Origin of the sequence: Streptacidiphilus jeojiense, from assembly GCF_000719095.1 — a bacterium.
GTDB lineage: Bacteria > Actinomycetota > Actinomycetes > Streptomycetales > Streptomycetaceae > Streptacidiphilus > Streptacidiphilus jeojiensis.
Window position 1 is genome coordinate 426,796 of the sequence record NZ_JOEH01000004.1, and the last position, 17,824, is coordinate 444,619.

The window sequence follows — 17,824 nt, forward strand, 5'->3', positions numbered from 1 at the left end:
GCCAGGTGAAGGCAAGGTGCGATACGAGGGTGCTGCGGGGTCGTGCGGGGGTACAGCTGTGGCAAGGTCTGCGGACGGCAGCGATGCAGTGCAGCGAGAGGACCATACCCGCAGTCGACGCCCAAGTCACTCCGGCTCGCGGCGGGGTTTGCACGGCTGCTTCGCGCGGCTCGGCCGAACAGGCAGGAACGGCTCCGGGTGGGGGTGGATTCGGGAATACTGCGCTGGTCGGGGATGCTGGTGGCTGTGTAGTGGAGTTCGCCCGCAGCGAGGTGCGGACCTCGGGAGATTGGGTTCACCGTGCTTGATCCGAAGGCGCTGTACGCATTCGAGCCGCAGGCTCTGGAGGCCGTCGAGACGGCTTTCGGCGCAGGCGCGCACGCGGGCGCGGGGGAGAGCTCTGGCACCGGTCCGGTCCTGCTGCACTTCTTCGAGGGCTTCATGGACGCCGGCGAGGTCGGCGAGCAGGTCGTCGACCACCTCCTGGAGGACCCCGAGCGCAAGCGACTGGTCCGCTTCGACGCCGACCGGCTGGTCGACTACCGGGCCAGGCGGCCCGCGATGGTCTTCGACCGGGACCGCTGGACCAGCTACGACGCCCCCGCCCTCGACCTCTACCTGCTGCACGACTCGGTCGGCGCGCCGTTCCTGCTGCTGAGCGGCCCGGAGCCGGACGTGGAGTGGGAGCGCTTCGCCACGGCCGTGCGCCAGGTGGTGGAGCAGCTGGGCGTGCGGCTCGCGGTGAACTTCCACGGCATCCCCATGGGCGTCCCGCACACCCGCCCGGTCGGGCTGACCCCGCACGGCAACCGGGAGGACCTGCTCGGGCTCTACCCGCGCTGGTTCGAGAAGGTGCAGGTGCCGGCCAGCGTCGCGGCGATGCTGGAGTACCGCCTGGCCGAGCACGGCCACGACGTGCTGGGCTTCGCCGCGCACGTCCCGCACTACCTGGCGCGCACCCCCTACCCGCAGGCCGCCGTGGCGGTGCTGGAGGCCGTCCAGGCGGCCACCGGGCTGGTGCTGCCGGGGCTGTCGCTGCGGGCCAAGCTGGACGAGGTCCGCGCCGACATCGACCAGCAGATCGCCGAGGGCGACGACGAGCTGCGCGGCGCCGTCATCGGCCTGGAGCAGCAGTACGACGCCGTCGCCGGCGCGGCCGACCGGGAGAACCTGCTGGCGGAGCCGGCCGACCTGCCCTCGGCCGACGAGCTCGGCCGCGCCTTCGAGGCGTTCCTGGCGGAGCAGGGCGACACCCCGGGGGCCTCGGGGGACGTCCAGTAGCTCCTCCGGCCCGCCGGCCCGCCGGCCGGCCCGCCTGCTCAGTGGTGGGCGGCGCTCGGCGAGGCGTGCTTGGGCGTCGGCTCCTTCTTCGGAGCCGGCGCCTTCTTCTTGGGCGGGACGACCACGTGGGCCGGGTCGAGCTCGTTGCTCATCCAGTGCAACGCGGTCGGGAGCATCCGCAGCCAGGTGTTGGGGCTGTGGCCGCCGGTGGCCAGCACCAGGGGCTCGGCGACCAGGGTCGGCGGGATGGCCACCCGCTGCAGCGCGGTCAGATTGGACGGCGGGCTGGAACGGTCCTTCGCCGATGTGGCCAGGAACAGCGAGACGCGCGGCCACTTGGCCGCCAGTTCCAGCGGACTGTTCTGCTTGCGCAGGGTGGGGTCGGTCAGTACGGAGGGGTCGCCGGCGAAGGGGTCGGGGCTCATCGCCGCCGCGGTGGCGAACAGGTTCGGGTACTGCATGGCGAGCTTGACCGAGCACAGGCCGCCGGTGGAGAAGCCGATCAGCCCCCAGGCCTTGGCCTCCGGCAGGACCCGGAACTGGCTGTGGATCAGCTCGGGCACGTCCTTGGCCAGCCAGGTGGCGTTCTTCCTGGTGGGGGTGTCGCTGCAGTCGGTGTCGATGCCGCCCGGGTCGATCACCGGCATCACCACGATGGCCGGTTTGACCTCGCCGTCCGCCATCATCTTGGCGATGGTGCCGGGCATGCCCATGCCCTCGACCCAGGACAGCGGCGAGCCGGGGACGCCGTGCAGCATCATGATCACCGGAAAGCTCTTGTTGCGGTACTGCCGCTCGTCGTACTGCGGCGGGGTCCAGACCAGGACCTGGCCGGAGAGCTTGGAGTGGGTGCCGTGGACGTAGGTCTCCAGCAGGCCGTTGGCGGAGCGGGTGAACATCGCCCGGTCCGGCGGCGGACCCGGCATGGCGGCGGTCTGGGTGCCGTTGTCGCGTCCCAGCAGGTCGTTCCAGTCGGTGTAGAGGCCGTAGCTGTTGTTGATCCACACCGCCACCACGGCGATGGCGGTGACCTGGCAGATGGCGATCATGACGATCCTGGTCAGCCAGCGCACCGGACGGGGCCCGCGGACCGCGCCCCAGGCGAACAGCGTGGCCACCATGGCCAGTGCCGTGGCCGCGATGAGGACGTAGAAGAAAGCCGTCCCGGTCAGACTCATGGGTCAGGCCCCCTGCGTTCTCGACACTGCAATCTGTGCGGGGGCTGAGCCGTCCCGTCGTATTGGCACCTTAACCGACAGAAGTGGGTCAATTGTCCAGGAAGGTAAGAGCACGCAGCCGTGGCTCCGCGGAGGCGGCGGACGAGTGCGGCATACTGCCGAAAACAGGGGCACGGAGACGCTTGGTGACGGCCTGTCGCCTTACCAGGGTCAAGGAAACGGCCGTGTCGACCTGCAGAGGTGTACGGGTCGCCTGATCGGTGCATATCATCCGACCCGTTAGTTTGTCCGGAAAGGAGCGCGTCGACGTGACCCGTTCGCAGTGGCGTGTGCTCACGCGCGTCGCCGGTGTGGTCGCGTTCACGGTCTGCTTCGCCCTGGCGCTGGAGTACAGCCAGGGCAGGACGGGCTCGGCCGCCCCCGCCAGGCCGTCGCCGCGGTCGGCGCCGGCCGCCGACGCCCTGGTCGCGGTGCCCGCGGTGCTGGCCGGGCCACGGGTGGCCGCCACGGCGGGGACCAGCGCGAGCTTCACCGGGCTGCCGAGTGTCGGTGCCCTCTTCGGCGCCGACGGGGCGAAGGCGGCGGACAGCCACCACTTCTGCTCGGCCAGTGTCGTCGACAGCCCGGGCGGCAATGTGGTGGCGACGGCGGCGCACTGCGTGGTGACGCCGGGCGGCAAGACCGACGCGCCCGCTCAGGTGGTCTTCGTCCCGGGCTACCACGACAAGCAGGAGCCCTACGGGGAGTGGACCTCCGCCCGGATCCTGGTCGACCCCCGCTGGGCCGCGGACGGGGACCCCGACTACGACGTGGCCTTCCTGGTCGTCGAGCGTGCCGGTGATCCCTCGGCCCGGCTGTCGGACCTCGTCGGCGCCCAGGGGATAGCGTTCGGGACCCAGCTGCCGCAGCCGGTCGGGGTGATCGGCTACCCCTCGGCCGCGGAGCAGCCGGTGGCCTGCCACAACACGCTGAAGCCGTACTCGCCCACCCAGTCCGAGTTCGACTGCCCCGGCTACGCCGACGGCAGCAGCGGCGGCCCGATGCTGACCGGGATCGACGCACGGACCGGGCGGGGCACGCTGGTCGGCGTCATAGGGGGCTACGAGCAGGGCGGCTACACCGACTCCGTCTCCTACGCCAGCTCCTTCGGCGACGCCGTCAAGGCCCTCTACGAACAAGCCACCGTCCTGGGCTGATGCCCGCCGATGCCCCGCGCACCCCGCGATGGTTACTCACCCCCGACCCCGCATCCCCGTGAGAGCCGGGAAACGCGGTGTGACGGGGGTGCAACTGGCTGGAAACACCCGTCCGGCAGGCTGGGCGCCATGACGCCGACCGACTCCACACCCGACCAGGGCCCGCTCGGCAGCAGCCATGCCGAGCTGATCGCGGAGATCGCCCACCGCTTCACGCCCCGCCCCGCGGACCCGCCCCGGCGCCTGCACGCCGTCGGACCGCGGTCCCCGCGGACCGCCCCGCGGCCGGTGCTGGTGGCCGTGGCGCACGGCTCCCGCGACCCCGCCGCGCTGGCGACCGCGCTGCGGCTGCTGGACCAGGTCCGCGCCACGCGCCCGGGGCTCGACGTCCGGCTGGCCCATCTGGACCTGAACGAGCCCCGGCTCGACGACGTCCTCGGCGGCCTGCCCCGGTCCGGCCGCAGCGAGGTGGTGCTGGTCCCGCTGCTGCTGGGGCGCGGCTACCACGTGCGCATCGACATCCCCGAGCAGTTGGCGCGCCACCCGCACCTGGACGCCGCCGTCGCCGCGCCGCTCGGCCCGCACCCGCTGCTCGCCGAGGCGCTGCAGCTGCGGCTGGCCGAGGCGGGCTGGGACGACCCGGAGAACGTCAGGCTGCGCCGGCGCGAGGCCAGGGACGCCGTCGTGCTGGCCGCCTCCGGGTCCAAGGACCCGGCCTCGGCCAAGGACGCGCAGACCCAGGCGCTGCTGCTGGCCGCCAGGCTGCACGTCCCGGTGGTGCCCGCGTTCGTCTCGGCGGCCGCGCCGACGGTGCCCCAGGCGGTGGCCGCGCTCTGCGCCCGCGGCTACCGGCGGATCGCCGTGGCCTCCTACTTCGCCGCCCCGGGGGACTTCGCCCGGCTGGCCGCCGCCGCCGCGCCCTGGCTGGTCGCGGCACCGCTCGGGGCCCAGGAGGCGATGGCCGCGCTGGTGCTGGAGCGCTACGACCGGGCCGCAGCCGGACACCGCGTCCTGGCTGCCGCGCAAGCGGTCTGACGATCACTCCGGAGGCGTGTCCCGCGGTTTCTGTCGTACCGGCCGGATACGGTTTCCGGATATGGACGACAAGGAACAGGCCAGCGCCGGCTACACCACGGCGGCGCAGGCCCGCTGGGTGGAGGAGCCGGACAAGCGACCGGGCCGGACCGCCTTCCAGCGGGACCGGGCCCGGGTGCTGCACTCCGCCGCGCTGCGCCGGCTGGCCGGAACGACCCAGGTCGTCGCCCCGCTGGCCAGCGACTTCCCGCGGACCCGGCTGACCCACTCGCTGGAGTGCGCCCAGATCGGCCGGGAGCTGGGCGCCGCGCTGGGCTGCGACCCGGACCTGATGGAAACCGCCTGCCTGTCTCACGACATCGGCCACCCGCCGTTCGGCCACACCGGCGAGCAGGCCCTGGACCGGGCCGCCGCCGGCTGCGGGGGCTTCGAGGGCAACGCCCAGAGCCTGCGCATCCTGACCCGGCTGGAACCCAAGCGGTTCGACGACCTCCCCGGCGGCGACGGCCGCAGCGTCGGGCTGAACCTCACCCGGGCCGCGCTGGACGCGGCCACCAAGTACCCCTGGACCAGGGGCAGCCACCCCGAACTCCCGCAGAAGTACGGCGTCTACACCGACGACCTGGCCGTCTTCGACTGGCTGCGCCAGGGCGCGCCGGAGCTCCACCGCTGCTTCGAGGCCCAGGTGATGGACTGGTCCGACGACGTCGCCTACTCCGTCCACGACGTCGAGGACGGTCTGCAGGCCGGCCATGTCGAGCCGGCCGCGCTGCGCTCGGCCACCGAGCGGGCCGAACTGTTCGAGGTAGCCGCCCAGTACGCCCCCGGCGCGACGGAGGACGAACTGGCCGAGGCGCTGGACCGGTTGCAGGCCGAGGACTGGTGGCCGGACAGCTACGACGGCTCGGCCCGGGGCCGGGCCGCCCTCAAGGACGCCACCAGCCAGCTGATCGGACGCTTCTGCACCGCCGCCGAGCAGGCCACCCGGGCCCGCTACGGCCCCGGCCCGCTCAGCCGCTACCGGGCCGACCTGATCGTCCCGCGCGGGGTCCGGCTGGAGTGCGCGGTGCTCAAGGCCGTCGCCGTCCGCTATGTGATGCAGCGTGACGACCAGGGACAGCTGCGCACCTGGCAGCGGGCGGTGATCGGGGAGCTGGCCGAGGCGCTGGTCGCCGCCGCACCGGTCGGCCTGGACCCGGTGTTCCGGGCGCTCTACGAGGAGGCCGCGGACGACGCGGGCCGGCTGCGCGCGGTGGTGGACCAGATCGCCACCCTGACCGACGCCTCGGCGGCCGCCCGGCACCGGGAGTTCGCCGCCGGGTAGCCGAGCACGCGTGCGGTTGTTTGCCTGGGCTTTGCCGCGGCCTTTTCCGCGGGGCACACCAGGCGCTATGAAGGTTGCGGGCCGAACGGACGAAGGAGACCACGATGGTGGAAGCACACGAGACCCATGTCATCGTCGGGGCCGGGCTGGCGGGGGCGAAGGCCGCCGAGACCCTGCGCGCCGAGGGCTTCACCGGACGGGTCATCCTGGTCGGCGAGGAGCGTGAGGCACCGTACGAGCGCCCCGGTCTGTCCAAGGGCTTCCTCACCGGCGCCGCGTCCCGGGACGACCTCTTCGTCCACGACTCGCACTGGTACACCGAGCACGACATCGAGCTGCGGATCGGCGACCCGGCGACCCGGCTGGACCGGCAGTCCCGGACCCTCCAGCTCGCCGACGGCACCGTGCTCACCTACGACAAGCTGCTGATCGCGACCGGCTCGGCGCCGCGCACCCTGGACGTCCCCGGGATCGACCTCGGCGGGGTCCACTACCTGCGCAAGCTGCCCGACGCCGAGCGGCTGCGGGCCTCGCTGCAGACCCTGGGCCGGGAGAACGGCCGGCTGCTGCTGGTCGGCGCGGGCTGGATCGGTCTGGAGGTCGCCGCGGCGGCGCGCGGCTACGGGGCCGAGGTGACCGTCGTCGAGCCGCAGCCGACCCCGCTGCACGGGGTGCTCGGCCCCGAGCTCGGCGAGTTCTTCGCCCGGCTGCACGAGGACCGCGGCGTGCACTTCCACTTCGGCGCCGGGGTCACCGAGATCGAGGGCGAGGACGGCATGGTGCTGGCCGCGCACACCGACGACGGCGACGAGCACCCGGCGCACGCGGTGCTGATCGGCATCGGCGCCGCCCCGCAGACCGCCCTCGCCGAGGCCGCCGGGCTGGCCCTGGCCCCGCGCGAGGAGGGCGGCGGCATCGCCGTGGACTCCGCGCTGCGCAGCTCCGACCCGGACGTCTTCGCGGCCGGCGACGTCGCGGCGGCCGAGCACCCGCTGTTCGGCCGGCGGCTGCGGGTCGAGCACTGGGCCAACGCGCTCAACGGCGGCCCGGCGGCGGCCCGGTCGATGCTGGGGCAGCCGGTGGTCTACGACCGGGTCCCCTACTTCTTCTCGGACCAGTACGACCTCGGCCTGGAGTACTCCGGCTACGCCGCCCCCGGCTCCTACGACCACGTGGTGGTGCGGGGGGACGCGGGCAAGCGGGAGTTCATCGCCTTCTGGCAGGACCCGGCCGGCCGGGTGCTGGCCGGGATGAACGTCAACGTCTGGGACGTGGCCGGCGGCATCCAGCAGCTGGTCCGCTCCGGGCGCCCGATCGACCCGGACCGGCTGGCCGACCCGGCGATCCCGCTCGGCGAGCTCTGAGCCGACCGCCGGGCGGACAGCTGAGCTCCCGCGCACCGTCCGGCACTGTCGGCCCCCGGGCATACACTGCACGACGTGGCAGGTCGGATCAGGGACGAGGACGTGGACGCGGTTCGGGCCGCCGTCCGGATCGATGCTGTCGTGGGGGAGTACGTCCAGCTCACCAATGGCGGCGGCGGCCAGCTCAAGGGTCTCTGCCCGTTCCACGACGAGAAGTCGGCGTCGTTCTACGTGAACCCGAGCAAGGGCGTCTACAGCTGCTTCGGCTGCCAGGAGAGCGGGGACACCCTCGGCTTCGTGATGAAGATCGAGCACCTGTCGTTCGTGGAGACGGTCGAACGGCTGGCGCCCACCGTCGGCATCACCCTGCGCTACGAGGGCGGCGGCTACCAGCCGGGCCAGCAGAAGGGCGAGCGGACCAGGCTGCTGGAGATCAACAAGATCGCCGCCGCCTGGTTCACCGAGCAGCTGAGCAGTCCCGAGGCCGAAATCGGTCGGCGCTTCCTCAAGGAGCGGGGCTTCGAGGCCGAGGCCGCCGCGCACTTCAGCCTGGGCTACGCCCCCGGCGGCTTCGAGCACCTCACCCGCTTCCTGCGCGGCCGCGGCTTCTCCGACCGCGAACTGCTGCTCTCCGGCATCTGCTCGGAGGGGCAGCGCGGCCCGATGGACCGCTTCCGCGGCCGGCTGGTCTGGCCGATCCGTGACATCACCGGCGAGGTCGTCGGCTTCGGCGCACGCAAGCTGCGCGAGGACGACAACGGCCCCAAGTACCTGAACACCCCGGAGACCCCGCTCTACAAGAAGTCCAACGTCCTGTACGGGATCGACCTGGCCAAGAAGGACATCGCCAAGACCGGCCGGGCGGTGGTGGTCGAGGGCTACACCGATGTGATGGCCTGTCACCTCGCGGGCGTCACCACGGCGGTGGCCACCTGCGGCACCGCCTTCGCCGAGGACCACATCAAGATCCTGCGCCGGCTGCTGATGGACACCTCGGCCTACCGCGGCGAGGTGGTGTTCACCTTCGACGGCGACGCGGCCGGGCAGAAGGCCGCGCTGCGGGCCTTCGAGGACGACCAGAAGTTCGCCGCCAGGACCTCCATCGCCATCAGCCCCGGCGGGATGGACCCCTGCGAACTGCGGCTGGCCCAGGGCGACGAGGCGGTGCGCACGCTGATCGAGCACCCGGTCCCGCTGTTCCTGTTCGCCATCCGCGCCGCCGTCGCCAGTCACAACCTGGAGACCGCGGAAGGCCGTTCGGCCGCGCTGGAGCAGGCCGCGCCGATCGTCGCCCGGATCAAGGACGGCTCGATCCAGCACGACTACGCGGTCCAACTCGCCGGCATGGTCGGCATCCTGGACGAGCAGTTCGTGGTCCGCCGGGTCAACCAGCTGGCCCGCTGGCAGCGCGAGCGGGACCAGCAGGCGGCGCGCTCGGGCGTCCGCCGCCAGGGGCAGCAGCAGGGCCAGGCCCCCGCCGCGGCGGCGCCGATGCGCCCGGCGTACCGGCTCAACCCGCGCGACCCGGCCCAGTTCGTGGAGCGGGAGCTGCTGAAGCTCGCGCTGCAGCACCCGGTGCTGGTCGCCCCCACCTTCGACTTCTACGCCCAGGACGAGTTCCCCACCCCGCCCTACGCCGCGGTGCGGGCCGCCATCGCGGCGGCCGGCGGTGTCGAGGCCGGGGCGGCCGCCCCCGACGCCTGGTCCGGCCTGGTCCGCGCGGCCGCGCCGGACGACGGCGTGCGCGGGCTGATCACCGAGCTGACCGTGGAACCGGTCCGCACCCGTCGCGCCGCCGACGCGGTCTACGCCGGGGAGTTCCTGGTCAAGCTGCGGCTGCAGGCGGTGGACCGCAGGGTCGCCGACTGCCGCGCCCACCTCCAGCGGCTCGGCCCCCGGGCCACGCCGGAGCAGCTCTCGGCCGTCCAGGGCGAGCTCTGGGCGCTCCAGCAGTACGGCCAGTCGCTGCGCGAACGCGGCGCCGCCGCGCTCTAGCGGGCCTGCGCGCGGTCCGTCCCGGCGTCGCCGCAGGCGTTCAGCGGCACATGCCAGTCACGGTGCGTACCGAGAAAGTCCGCGCACACGTCTCTGCCTGAGCGTCAGCACAGGAGCACACTGGGTTGCGGTGCCCGACTCATCAGAGCGCGAGACCGTCGAGCCCGGCGGAACCTCGCCTACCGTGTCACGGACGGAGGGCGGCGAGGCCCCCGCCGTCCCGATGCAGCGTGCTCTGCCGCCCTCCTCCAGGCTCCGCAGTTCCTCGAACGGTCCCAGCCCCGGCCAGCAGGCGTCGGCCCCCTCGTCCGCAGTGCGACATCCGGCGCCGGAAGGGAAGGACGTGGACCTCGCCACGGCCATCCGCCCAGCCCCGCAGGACAGTCCCGAGCAGTCCGCGCAGGCGCAGCCCGCCGCGCCCGACGAGCCGCCGCCCGAACTCCTCCTCGTCGACGAGGAGGTCGACCTCATCGACGGGCCCGCCGTCGACGGGGCGGTCGGGCCCGCGGACCGGACCGGCGACCGCGCCGACGACCGCTCGGACGCCCCGGTCCCGTCCCTCGACGACACCGCCGGGCCCTCCGCCGACCTGTTCCGCCAGTACCTCCGCGAGATCGGCCGCATTCCGCTGCTCACCGCGGTCGACGAGGTGGAGCTGGCCCGCCAGGTCGAGGCCGGGCTCTTCGCCGAGGAGTACCTCAACGCCCGCCCCGGCCTGGACGACGACCGCCTGGTCGGCGATCTGGACCGGCTGATCGTGCTGGGCCGGATCGCCAAGCGCCGGCTCATCGAGGCCAATCTGCGCCTGGTCGTCTCGGTGGCGAAACGCTACGTCGGACGCGGCCTGACCATGCTCGACCTGGTGCAGGAGGGCAACCTCGGTCTGATCCGCGCGGTCGAGAAGTTCGACTACGCCCGCGGCTACAAGTTCTCCACCTACGCCACCTGGTGGATCCGGCAGGCGATGAGCCGGGCGCTGGCCGACCAGGCCCGGACCATCCGGGTGCCGGTGCACGTGGTGGAGCTGATCAACCGGGTGGTGCGGGTGCAGCGGCGGCTGCTCCAGGAGCGCGGCAGCGAGCCCACCCCGGCCGAGGTGGCCGCGGTGCTGGAACTGCCGGCCGAGCGGGTGGTCGAGGTGCTGCGGCTGGCCCAGGAGCCGGTCTCGCTGCACGCCCCGGTCGGCGAGGAGGACGACGTCGCGCTCGGTGACCTGATCGAGGACGGCGACGCGACCTCCCCGGTGGAGTCGGCCGCGTTCATCCTGCTGCGCCAGCACCTGGAGGCGGTGCTCTCCACCCTCGGCGAACGCGAGCGCCGGGTGGTCCAGCTCCGCTACGGGCTGATCGACGGGCGCCCGCGCACCCTGGAGGAGATCGGGCGGATGTTCGGGGTGACCCGCGAACGGATCCGCCAGATCGAGTCCAAGACCCTCAACAAGCTGCGCGACCACGCCTTCGCCGACCAGCTCCGCGGCTACCTCGACTAGGGGTGCCCGGCGCTAGCCCAGCTCGGGGTGGGCCTGCGACCGTACCGCGGCGAACTGCTGGCGCACCGCGCGGCCGACGCTGACGTCCTCGCCCGGGTCGATGGTCACCGCGTCGCGCAGCGGCCACGCGGGCGGCAGGGCCGTGCCCGCCAGCGCCCAGGCGGCCTGGCGGGCGGCCCCGATCGCGGCGTAGTCGCCGGGCGCGGGGACCACCACCGGCACGCCCAGGACCAGCGGCGCGATGCTCTGCACGGCGGCCAGCCGCCCGGCGGAACCGGTCAGGAACACCCGACGGATCGTCACCCCGTGGCTCCGGAGCACGTCCAGCGCGTCCGCGAGCCCGCACAGCATGCCCTCGACCGCCGCCCTGGCCAGGTGCTCCGGACGCATCGACTCGATCCGCAGCCCGGCCAGGGTGCCGGCCGCGTGCGGCAGCCTCGGGGTGCGCTCGCCGTCCAGGTAGGGGAGCAGCACCAGCCCGTACGAGCCGGGGGTGGAGCGCAGCGCCAGGTCGCTGAGCCCGGACGCGTCGGTGCGCAGCAGTTCGGCGGTGGCCTGCAGCACCCGGGCCGCGTTCAGCGTGGTGACCTGCGGCAGATGGCGTCCGGTGGCGTCGGCGAAGCTGGTGACGATGCCGGCCGGGTCGATGACGGGCTTGTCGTGGACGGCGTGGATGGTGCCGTTGCTGCCGAGGGAGACCATCGCGTCGCCGGGCTCCAGGCCGAGGCCGAGCAGGGTCGCCATGGTGCTGCCGGTGCCGGCCGAGATCAGCAGGCCCTCGGGGCTGTGCCCGGCGGCTTCGGCGGGACCGAGCACATCGGGCACGGCGGCCTCGTGGCCGAGGGCCAGCGCCAGCAGTTCGCCCCGGTAGCGGCCGGTCGCGGAGGACCAGTAGCCGGTGCCGGAGGCGTCGCCACGGTCGGTGGTGCGCCGGGCCGGGTGGCCCAGCAGCTGCCAGACCAGCCAGTCGTGCGGGAGCAGGACCTCGGCGACGCGGTGGGCCGACTGCGGTTCGTGCTCGGCCAGCCAGCGGAGCTTGGCGATGGTCGAGCCGGTGGTGGGCACCCCGCCGACCGCCTCGGTCCAGGCGCTGGGACCGCCGAGGGCGGACACCAGCTGGGCCGCCGCGCTCGCGGCGCGCGGGTCGGCGCGCAGCAGCGCCGGGCGCACCAGTACCCCGCCGGCGTCCTGGACCAGTACGCCCTGCTGCTGGGCGCTGACGCCGATGGCCCGCACCCCTTCGAGCATCCCGCCGTCGGCGGCGGTGCCCAGCGAGCGGAGCCAGGACTGCGGGTCGATCTCGGCCACCGAGCTCCCCGCCGCGGCCGCACCGGGGTGCGGGGCACGGCTCTCGCGCAGGACGGCGCCCGTGTCGGTGTCGCAGACCACGATCCTGGTGTTCTGGGTGGAGCAGTCGATGCCAGCCGAAATCGCCATAGCACGAGATCATGCCGCACCCAGGCGGCCGACAGCACCACCCCGGCGCGTGGGTACGCGCCCGGGCCCGTCGCGGGCGGCTGTCTCGACGGCTACTGCCCGGTGCTCCCCCAGGCGTCGTTCTTCGCGGCCGCGGTGCGTTCCCGCAGGTAGGGAACCCGGTCGGTGACCGAGGTGGGCAACTTGTCGCCGACCCGGCCGGCCACCGCGTCGGCGGCCCGGCCCGCCGCGCCGCCCGCCGCGTCCTTGGCGCTGCGGGTGGCGCTCTGCACGGCCGGCGTCTGCGAGAGATCACGGGCGGTCTTGCGGAGCTGCTCGTAGCGTTCGCGTCCGGCTCGGGTGCCGAGTACGTAGCCGAGGGCCAGCCCCATGATGAAAGTGAGCTTGCGCATGTCGCCTCCACCTCTCTCCGTGCGGGGGCCCGCCGGCTCCGTCCGGGTCCGCGCCGCATCCTGCTTCGGAGCCTACGGGGCTCGTCCGGGCTCGCCTACCCGCCACGACGAGGGCCGAACCAGGCAGGTACGGGTGGGGCGGGGGTAACGATTGGCGGAGCACCCCCCTACGTGCGCTAATGTATGACCCGCAGCAAGCGCCGCCCAGCAGTCCGACGGAGTCGGGTCGGGTCGTCGCAGCCGTACTTTCCCCCATAGCTCAATTGGCAGAGCAGCCGACTGTTAATCGGCAGGTTATTGGTTCGAGTCCAATTGGGGGAGCTGCCGGAAGCCAGACCGGCGAGATGAACGATCCTCCATAGCTCAATTGGCAGAGCAGCCGACTGTTAATCGGCAGGTTATTGGTTCGAGTCCAATTGGAGGAGCTCCACCCGGAGGCCCCGACCACGGTCGGGGCCTCCGTCGTCGCGTCCGGAAGCCGTCGCCCGAACGTGCTTGACCTGGAGCGCGCTCCAGCAGCCAGACTCCCTGTCAGGGCCCGCAAGTGACGGGCCGTGACCGGAGGAGTACCCGTGCGCAACCGTACGATCGGCACCGACCCCGCCACCCGCCGTGACGTGAGCGTGCTCAGCCTCGGCGCCATGCGGATGGGCAGCAGCACCGACGAGGCGACCTCCTTCGCCATCCTGGACCGCTACGTCGAGGCCGGTGGCAACTTCATCGACACCTCCGACAACTACGCCTTCTGGGACGACGGAAGCCAGGGCGGCCAGAGCGAGGAACTGCTCGGACGCTGGCGCCGCAGCCGCGGGATCGGGGACGAGATCACCATCGCGACCAAGCTCGGCGCCCGTCCGCTGGCTCCCGGCACCGGCTACATCGACAACCCCGAGGGGCTGTCGGCCAAGGTGATCCGCGAGTCCGCCGAGCGCAGCCGGGAGCGGCTGGGCCTGGACCGGCTGCCGCTGCTCTACGCCCACATCGAGGACCCGCGGGTGGAGCTGCGGGAGACCGTGGAGGGCTTCGCCGAGCTGGTCGCCGAGGGCACCGTCGGGCTGCTGGGCGTCAGCAACCACTGGGCCTGGCGGGTGGAGCGGGCCAGGAACATCGCGGCGGCGGCCGGACTGCCGGGCTACGAGGTGCTGCAGTACCGCCACACCTACCTGCGCCCGCGCGCCGACCTGCCGGGCCAGCTCTCCCGGGACGGCGACCACGGACTGGTCGGCGCCGACCTGCTCAGCTACCTGCGGGAGGACCCCCGGCTGACCATGGTCGCCTACTCCCCGCTGGCCGACGGCGGCTACACCCGCAGCGACAAGCCGCTGAACGCCGCCTTCGACCACCCCGGCACCGAGGTCAGGCTGGCGGCGCTGCGCCAGGTCGCCGGCGAGACCGGGGCCACCCTCAACCAGGTGGTGCTGTCCTGGCTGATCGGCGGTGAGGTCCCGATCCTCCCGCTGGTCGGCGCCTCCTCGGTGGCCCAGCTGGAGGAGAGCCTGGCCGCCGTCGACCTGGAACTGACGGAGGACCAGCGCACCCGCCTGGACGCCGCCCGCTGACCCCGGGAGACGCCCGGCCGGCTCGCGGACCGTCGAGAGGTGCGGCGCGGGCCAGACCCGTTCGAGTGGAAAAGGGCCCCGCGATGCATGCATCGCGGGGCCCTTCATCTAACGTAGTGGCTGATCTGATCAAGCCCTACTGCCTGCGGTGGGGCGGGTGGGACTCGAACCCACGACCAAGGGATTATGAGTCCCCTGCTCTAACCGGCTGAGCTACCGCCCCCTGGCAACCCGGTCGGCGGACCGTCCGGGGATCCCATGCACGCGGACCAGTAGCGAACATACTGACTGATCGTCGTACATCAGGACGAGCGGCTCTGGTGAGCACCGCTCGCCGCAGCATAGCTGGTGGGACGCGCTGTTCGCGCGGGGGGTTCCTATTGGGTGGATCTTTCCAGGGGGCCCACAGGGCATTCGCGCTGCGCCGGCAGGGCTGTCGTGAGCCGTAGCTCGGCCGCGTGACGGCAGCGCAGCAACCGGGTGACGGCGACCCCGAGCAGGAGGAGGCCGAAGACCGAGTAGACCGAGGAGAGCGGCTGCTCCCAGGAGTGCAGCCGGAGGCTGGCGTCCGGGCTGTGCGGCGTTAGCCACATGCTGAAGCCCAGGAAGCAGACCAGGGCACCGCCGAGGACCGGTCGCCAGCGCAGGTGGCGCAAGGCCTGCGGCCGGGCCTGCTCCGCCGCGGCCTCGGCGGCCAGCAGGACCAGGATGGGGACGCACCAGACCCAGTGGTGGGTCCAGCTGATCGGCGAGATCAGCAGCGCGGTGACGGCCGCGCAGACCACGCCCCAGGCCTCGGCGCGGGGGAGGTGCTGCCGGTTGCGCACGATGGCGGCGGCGGTGCCGAGGCCGGCCAGTGCGGTCAGTGCGGCGAGGACCGCCCAGGACAGAGTGGGGTCGGGTTCGTGCAGCAGCCGGGCCAGGGTGCCGCGTACCGACTGGTTGTCGGAGATCTGGGTCCGCCCGACCCGGTGCGAGTCGTAGAGGTAGTGGGTCCAGAAGTGCCAGGAGTCGTTCGGCAGCGCGATCCCGCCGAGCAGCACCGTGCCGAGGAAGGCGGCGAAGGAGGTGAGCGCCGCCCGGGGGCGGCCGGTGAGCAGCAGGTAGACGCCGAAGAGGCCGGGGGTGAGCTTGATCCCGGCGGCGACGCCGATCAGCAGCCCCTTGCGGCGCGAGCCGTCCGGCCGGTTGAGGTCGGCCAGGACCAGGCAGGCGAGCAGCAGGTTGATCTGCCCGTACTTGAGCGTCGTCCAGACCGGTTCCAGCCAGACGCCCAGCCCCACGGCGAGGACCACCGCCTGGGGCCGCAGCGGGCGCCGGGGCCAGCCGACGAGCCGGAAGGCGAGCTGGGCCAGCGTGCCCAGCAGGGCGAAGTTGCCGACCGTGACCAGCACCCGCAGCACGCCGACCGGGACGAAGGAGGTGGGGACGAACAGCAGCGCCGCGAACGGCGGATAGGTCGCGGAGAGGTTGAACTGCGGCACGACCATGGCGTAGAGGTCCTGGCCGTGGCGCACGGTGTCGCCCTCGGCGCGGTAGACCACCATGTCCACCATGTCGACCCGGGTGAAGTGGCGCACCACCGCGTAGCCGAGCAGGGAGATCAGGGTGCCGCCGACGACCCACCGCGTCGAGCGGCGCGGGTCGGGCCGAATACGGTCCGGGGATTCCCCCGTACGGCCGAGCCGAGGACCGCCGTCCAGGCCTTCGACGCTCCGTGTGACCGTGCCGTGCTGACTGCCGTCCACTGCGTTGACTGCCACATCCCCCGCCATGTCCCCCGTTGGAATCCCGCGTCCGACGAGTCCCCTGTCGACTCGTCATCCGCGGGAGTCTAGCGGCTGGCTCGGACCGGAACGTCCCCCCGGCAGGAGGGGAAGGAGTCATCCTTTGGGATCACAAATGGCTCTGATCTGCGCCTTTTCGTACACCGACGCAGGCGGGCTCAGTGCTGCTGCGCGCCCTCGACGATGCGCTGCAGCAGGTCGCGCAGCTGCTCGCGCTCGGTCGGCTCCAGGGCCGCCAGCGGCGCGCGGGCGAAGTTCAGCGACTCGCGGAGCTCCTCGGAGGCGGTGCGGCCGGCCTCGGTCGCGGCGACGCGCTTGATCCGCCGGTCGTCGGGGTCGGCCTGACGCGCCACCAGGCCGCGCAGCTCCAGCCGGTCGACGATGCCGGTGATGTTGGAGGGTTCGCAGCTCAGCGTCTGGGCGATCTGCCGCATCGGCATCGGTCCGCGCCGCAGCAGGGCCAGCACCTTGGCCTGGGCGCCGGTGAGCGAGCGGGCCGAGGCGGCCTCCTCGTACTCCTTGTGGAAGAGCGCGACCAGGTTGGCCATCAGGTCGACGACTTCGAGGGAGAGCGGATCCAGCTGCTGCGACATACGCTCAGGGTAGCTGAATATTTGACATGGTGAACCTTTCTGCAGCAAGGTTGCTTTCGGTAGTCAACTAAAGATGTAGTCAATGAACGAGAAAGTAAAGGAACCCGTCATGGCGCAGCAGACCCTTCCCGCGACCGGCCGTGAGTGGCATCTGGCGGCCCGGCCCAGCGGCTGGCCGACCCCCGAGGACTTCGCGCTGGTCGAGGCGCCGGTGTCGGCGCCCGGGGCCGGGCAGATCGTGGTCCGCAACGAGTTCCTGTCGGTCGACCCCTATATGCGGGGCCGGATGAACGACGTGAAGTCCTACGTCCCGCCGTTCCGGCTCGGCGCGGTGATGGACGGCGGCGCGGTCGGCCGGGTGGTCGCCTCCGAGGCCGAGGGCTTCGCGGTGGGCGACGCCGTGCTGCACGGTCTGGGCTGGCGCGAGTACGCCACCCTGGACGCCGCCAAGGCGGTCAAGGTGGACGACTCGCTGCCGCTGCAGGCCTACCTGGGCGTGCTCGGCATGACCGGACTCACCGCCTACGCGGGGCTGCTGGAGGTCGGCTCGTTCAAGGAGGGCGAGGCGGTCTTCGTCTCCGGCGCCGCCGGTGCCGTGGGCAGCATGGTCGGCCAGATCGCCAAGCTCCGCGGCGCCTCGCTGGTCGTCGGCAGCGCGGGCTCGCCGGAGAAGGTCCGCAAGCTGGTCGACGAGTTCGGCTTCGACGCCGCCTTCGACTACAAGGCCGGACCGGTCGCCGAGCAGCTCGCCAAGGCCGCTCCCGAGGGCATCGACGTCTACTTCGACAATGTCGGCGGTGAGCACCTGGAGGCTGCCATCGGCGCCCTGACGCTGCGGGGCCGCGCGGTGCTGTGCGGGGCGATCGCCCAGTACAACGAGGCCGGCGCCCCGGTCGGACCGCGCAACCTGGCGCTGGCGATCGGCAAGCGGCTGCGCCTGGAGGGGATGCTGGTCGGCGACCACTACGCGCTGCAGCCGGCCTTCGCCGCCGAGGTCGGCGGCTGGCTGCGGGAGGGCAGGCTGCACGTGGAGGAGACCGTGGTGGACGGCTTCGAGCACAGCGTGGACGCCTTCATCGGGATGCTGCGCGGGGCCAACACCGGCAAGATGCTGGTGCGCGTGGAGGGCTGACGCCCCCTCGGCTGCGGCGGCCGCCCGGCCGTCGTTTGCCCAGGCCCCGCCCGGGCTCCTGC

Annotated in this window: 14 protein-coding genes and 3 tRNA genes; 11 read left to right on the top strand and 6 right to left on the bottom strand. The window is 72.7% G+C overall.

Going from position 1 to position 17,824, the window contains the following annotated elements; all coding sequences use genetic code 11:
• Positions 1 to 300 precede the first annotated feature (300 nt).
• Positions 301 to 1,281: a proteasome assembly chaperone family protein gene (locus IF29_RS0106770; RefSeq protein ID WP_030250977.1), complete on the top strand. Its 981-nt coding sequence runs from the start codon at positions 301 to 303 to the stop codon at positions 1,279 to 1,281.
• Positions 1,282 to 1,319: 38 nt separating this feature from the next.
• On the opposite strand, the gene IF29_RS0106775 is transcribed toward IF29_RS0106770, so the two are convergent.
• Positions 1,320 to 2,459, bottom strand: a complete 1,140-nt coding sequence (locus IF29_RS0106775; protein WP_063757442.1) for an alpha/beta hydrolase — start codon at positions 2,457 to 2,459, stop codon at positions 1,320 to 1,322.
• A gap of 308 nt (positions 2,460 to 2,767) precedes the next feature.
• On the opposite strand from IF29_RS0106775, the gene IF29_RS0106780 reads away from it, so the two are divergent.
• The 6 genes from IF29_RS0106780 to IF29_RS0106805 all read left to right on the top strand — a co-directional run bounded on the left by IF29_RS0106780 (position 2,768) and on the right by IF29_RS0106805 (position 10,862).
• Complete coding sequence (locus tag IF29_RS0106780) at positions 2,768 to 3,655, top strand: trypsin-like serine peptidase (RefSeq protein ID WP_051724965.1); 888 nt, start codon at positions 2,768 to 2,770, stop codon at positions 3,653 to 3,655.
• A 129-nt stretch (positions 3,656 to 3,784) separates the two neighbouring features.
• On the top strand, positions 3,785 to 4,690 hold the full coding sequence (locus IF29_RS0106785) for a sirohydrochlorin chelatase (RefSeq protein WP_084713658.1): 906 nt from the start codon (positions 3,785 to 3,787) through the stop codon (positions 4,688 to 4,690).
• Between the two features lie 61 nt (positions 4,691 to 4,751).
• The gene (locus IF29_RS0106790; RefSeq protein WP_030250988.1) at positions 4,752 to 6,014 is read left to right on the top strand and encodes a deoxyguanosinetriphosphate triphosphohydrolase; all 1,263 of its coding nucleotides are present in this window, start codon (positions 4,752 to 4,754) and stop codon (positions 6,012 to 6,014) included.
• Between the two features lie 104 nt (positions 6,015 to 6,118).
• Entirely contained in the window at positions 6,119 to 7,378 is a 1,260-nt protein-coding gene (locus IF29_RS0106795) for an NAD(P)/FAD-dependent oxidoreductase (RefSeq protein WP_030250991.1), read from the top strand.
• A gap of 75 nt (positions 7,379 to 7,453) precedes the next feature.
• The gene (dnaG, locus tag IF29_RS0106800; RefSeq protein ID WP_030250994.1) at positions 7,454 to 9,373 is read left to right on the top strand and encodes a DNA primase; all 1,920 of its coding nucleotides are present in this window, start codon (positions 7,454 to 7,456) and stop codon (positions 9,371 to 9,373) included.
• Between the two features lie 130 nt (positions 9,374 to 9,503).
• Positions 9,504 to 10,862 (top strand): RNA polymerase sigma factor, encoded by a 1,359-nt coding sequence (locus IF29_RS0106805; RefSeq protein WP_030250997.1) that lies wholly within the window; start codon positions 9,504 to 9,506, stop codon positions 10,860 to 10,862.
• Between the two features lie 12 nt (positions 10,863 to 10,874).
• On the opposite strand, the gene IF29_RS0106810 is transcribed toward IF29_RS0106805, so the two are convergent.
• Positions 10,875 to 12,299, bottom strand: a complete 1,425-nt coding sequence (locus IF29_RS0106810; protein ID WP_030251000.1) for an FGGY family carbohydrate kinase — start codon at positions 12,297 to 12,299, stop codon at positions 10,875 to 10,877.
• A 92-nt stretch (positions 12,300 to 12,391) separates the two neighbouring features.
• Positions 12,392 to 12,691 carry a hypothetical protein gene (locus tag IF29_RS0106815; protein ID WP_030251003.1) on the bottom strand — a complete coding sequence of 100 codons (300 nt, stop codon included), beginning with the start codon at positions 12,689 to 12,691 and terminating at the stop codon, positions 12,392 to 12,394.
• 248 nt (positions 12,692 to 12,939) lie between these two features.
• Here IF29_RS0106815 and IF29_RS0106820 point away from each other — a divergent pair.
• From IF29_RS0106820 to IF29_RS0106830, 3 genes are all read left to right on the top strand, one after another.
• Positions 12,940 to 13,012, top strand: a tRNA-Asn gene (locus IF29_RS0106820).
• Positions 13,013 to 13,043: 31 nt separating this feature from the next.
• A tRNA-Asn gene (locus IF29_RS0106825) sits at positions 13,044 to 13,116 on the top strand.
• A gap of 147 nt (positions 13,117 to 13,263) precedes the next feature.
• Positions 13,264 to 14,250: an aldo/keto reductase gene (locus IF29_RS0106830; protein WP_030251005.1), complete on the top strand. Its 987-nt coding sequence runs from the start codon at positions 13,264 to 13,266 to the stop codon at positions 14,248 to 14,250.
• 149 nt (positions 14,251 to 14,399) lie between these two features.
• Here the strand turns inward: IF29_RS0106830 and IF29_RS0106835 are convergent.
• From IF29_RS0106835 to IF29_RS0106845, 3 genes are all read right to left on the bottom strand, one after another.
• Positions 14,400 to 14,473 (bottom strand) — tRNA-Ile (locus IF29_RS0106835).
• A gap of 154 nt (positions 14,474 to 14,627) precedes the next feature.
• Complete coding sequence (locus tag IF29_RS0106840) at positions 14,628 to 16,013, bottom strand: glycosyltransferase 87 family protein (protein WP_232242046.1); 1,386 nt, start codon at positions 16,011 to 16,013, stop codon at positions 14,628 to 14,630.
• Positions 16,014 to 16,195: 182 nt separating this feature from the next.
• The gene (locus IF29_RS0106845) at positions 16,196 to 16,630 is read right to left on the bottom strand and encodes a MarR family winged helix-turn-helix transcriptional regulator (RefSeq protein ID WP_030251010.1); all 435 of its coding nucleotides are present in this window, start codon (positions 16,628 to 16,630) and stop codon (positions 16,196 to 16,198) included.
• A 109-nt stretch (positions 16,631 to 16,739) separates the two neighbouring features.
• On the opposite strand from IF29_RS0106845, the gene IF29_RS0106850 reads away from it, so the two are divergent.
• The gene (locus tag IF29_RS0106850; RefSeq protein WP_030251012.1) at positions 16,740 to 17,762 is read left to right on the top strand and encodes an NADP-dependent oxidoreductase; all 1,023 of its coding nucleotides are present in this window, start codon (positions 16,740 to 16,742) and stop codon (positions 17,760 to 17,762) included.
• The last annotated feature ends 62 nt before the right edge of the window (positions 17,763 to 17,824 follow it).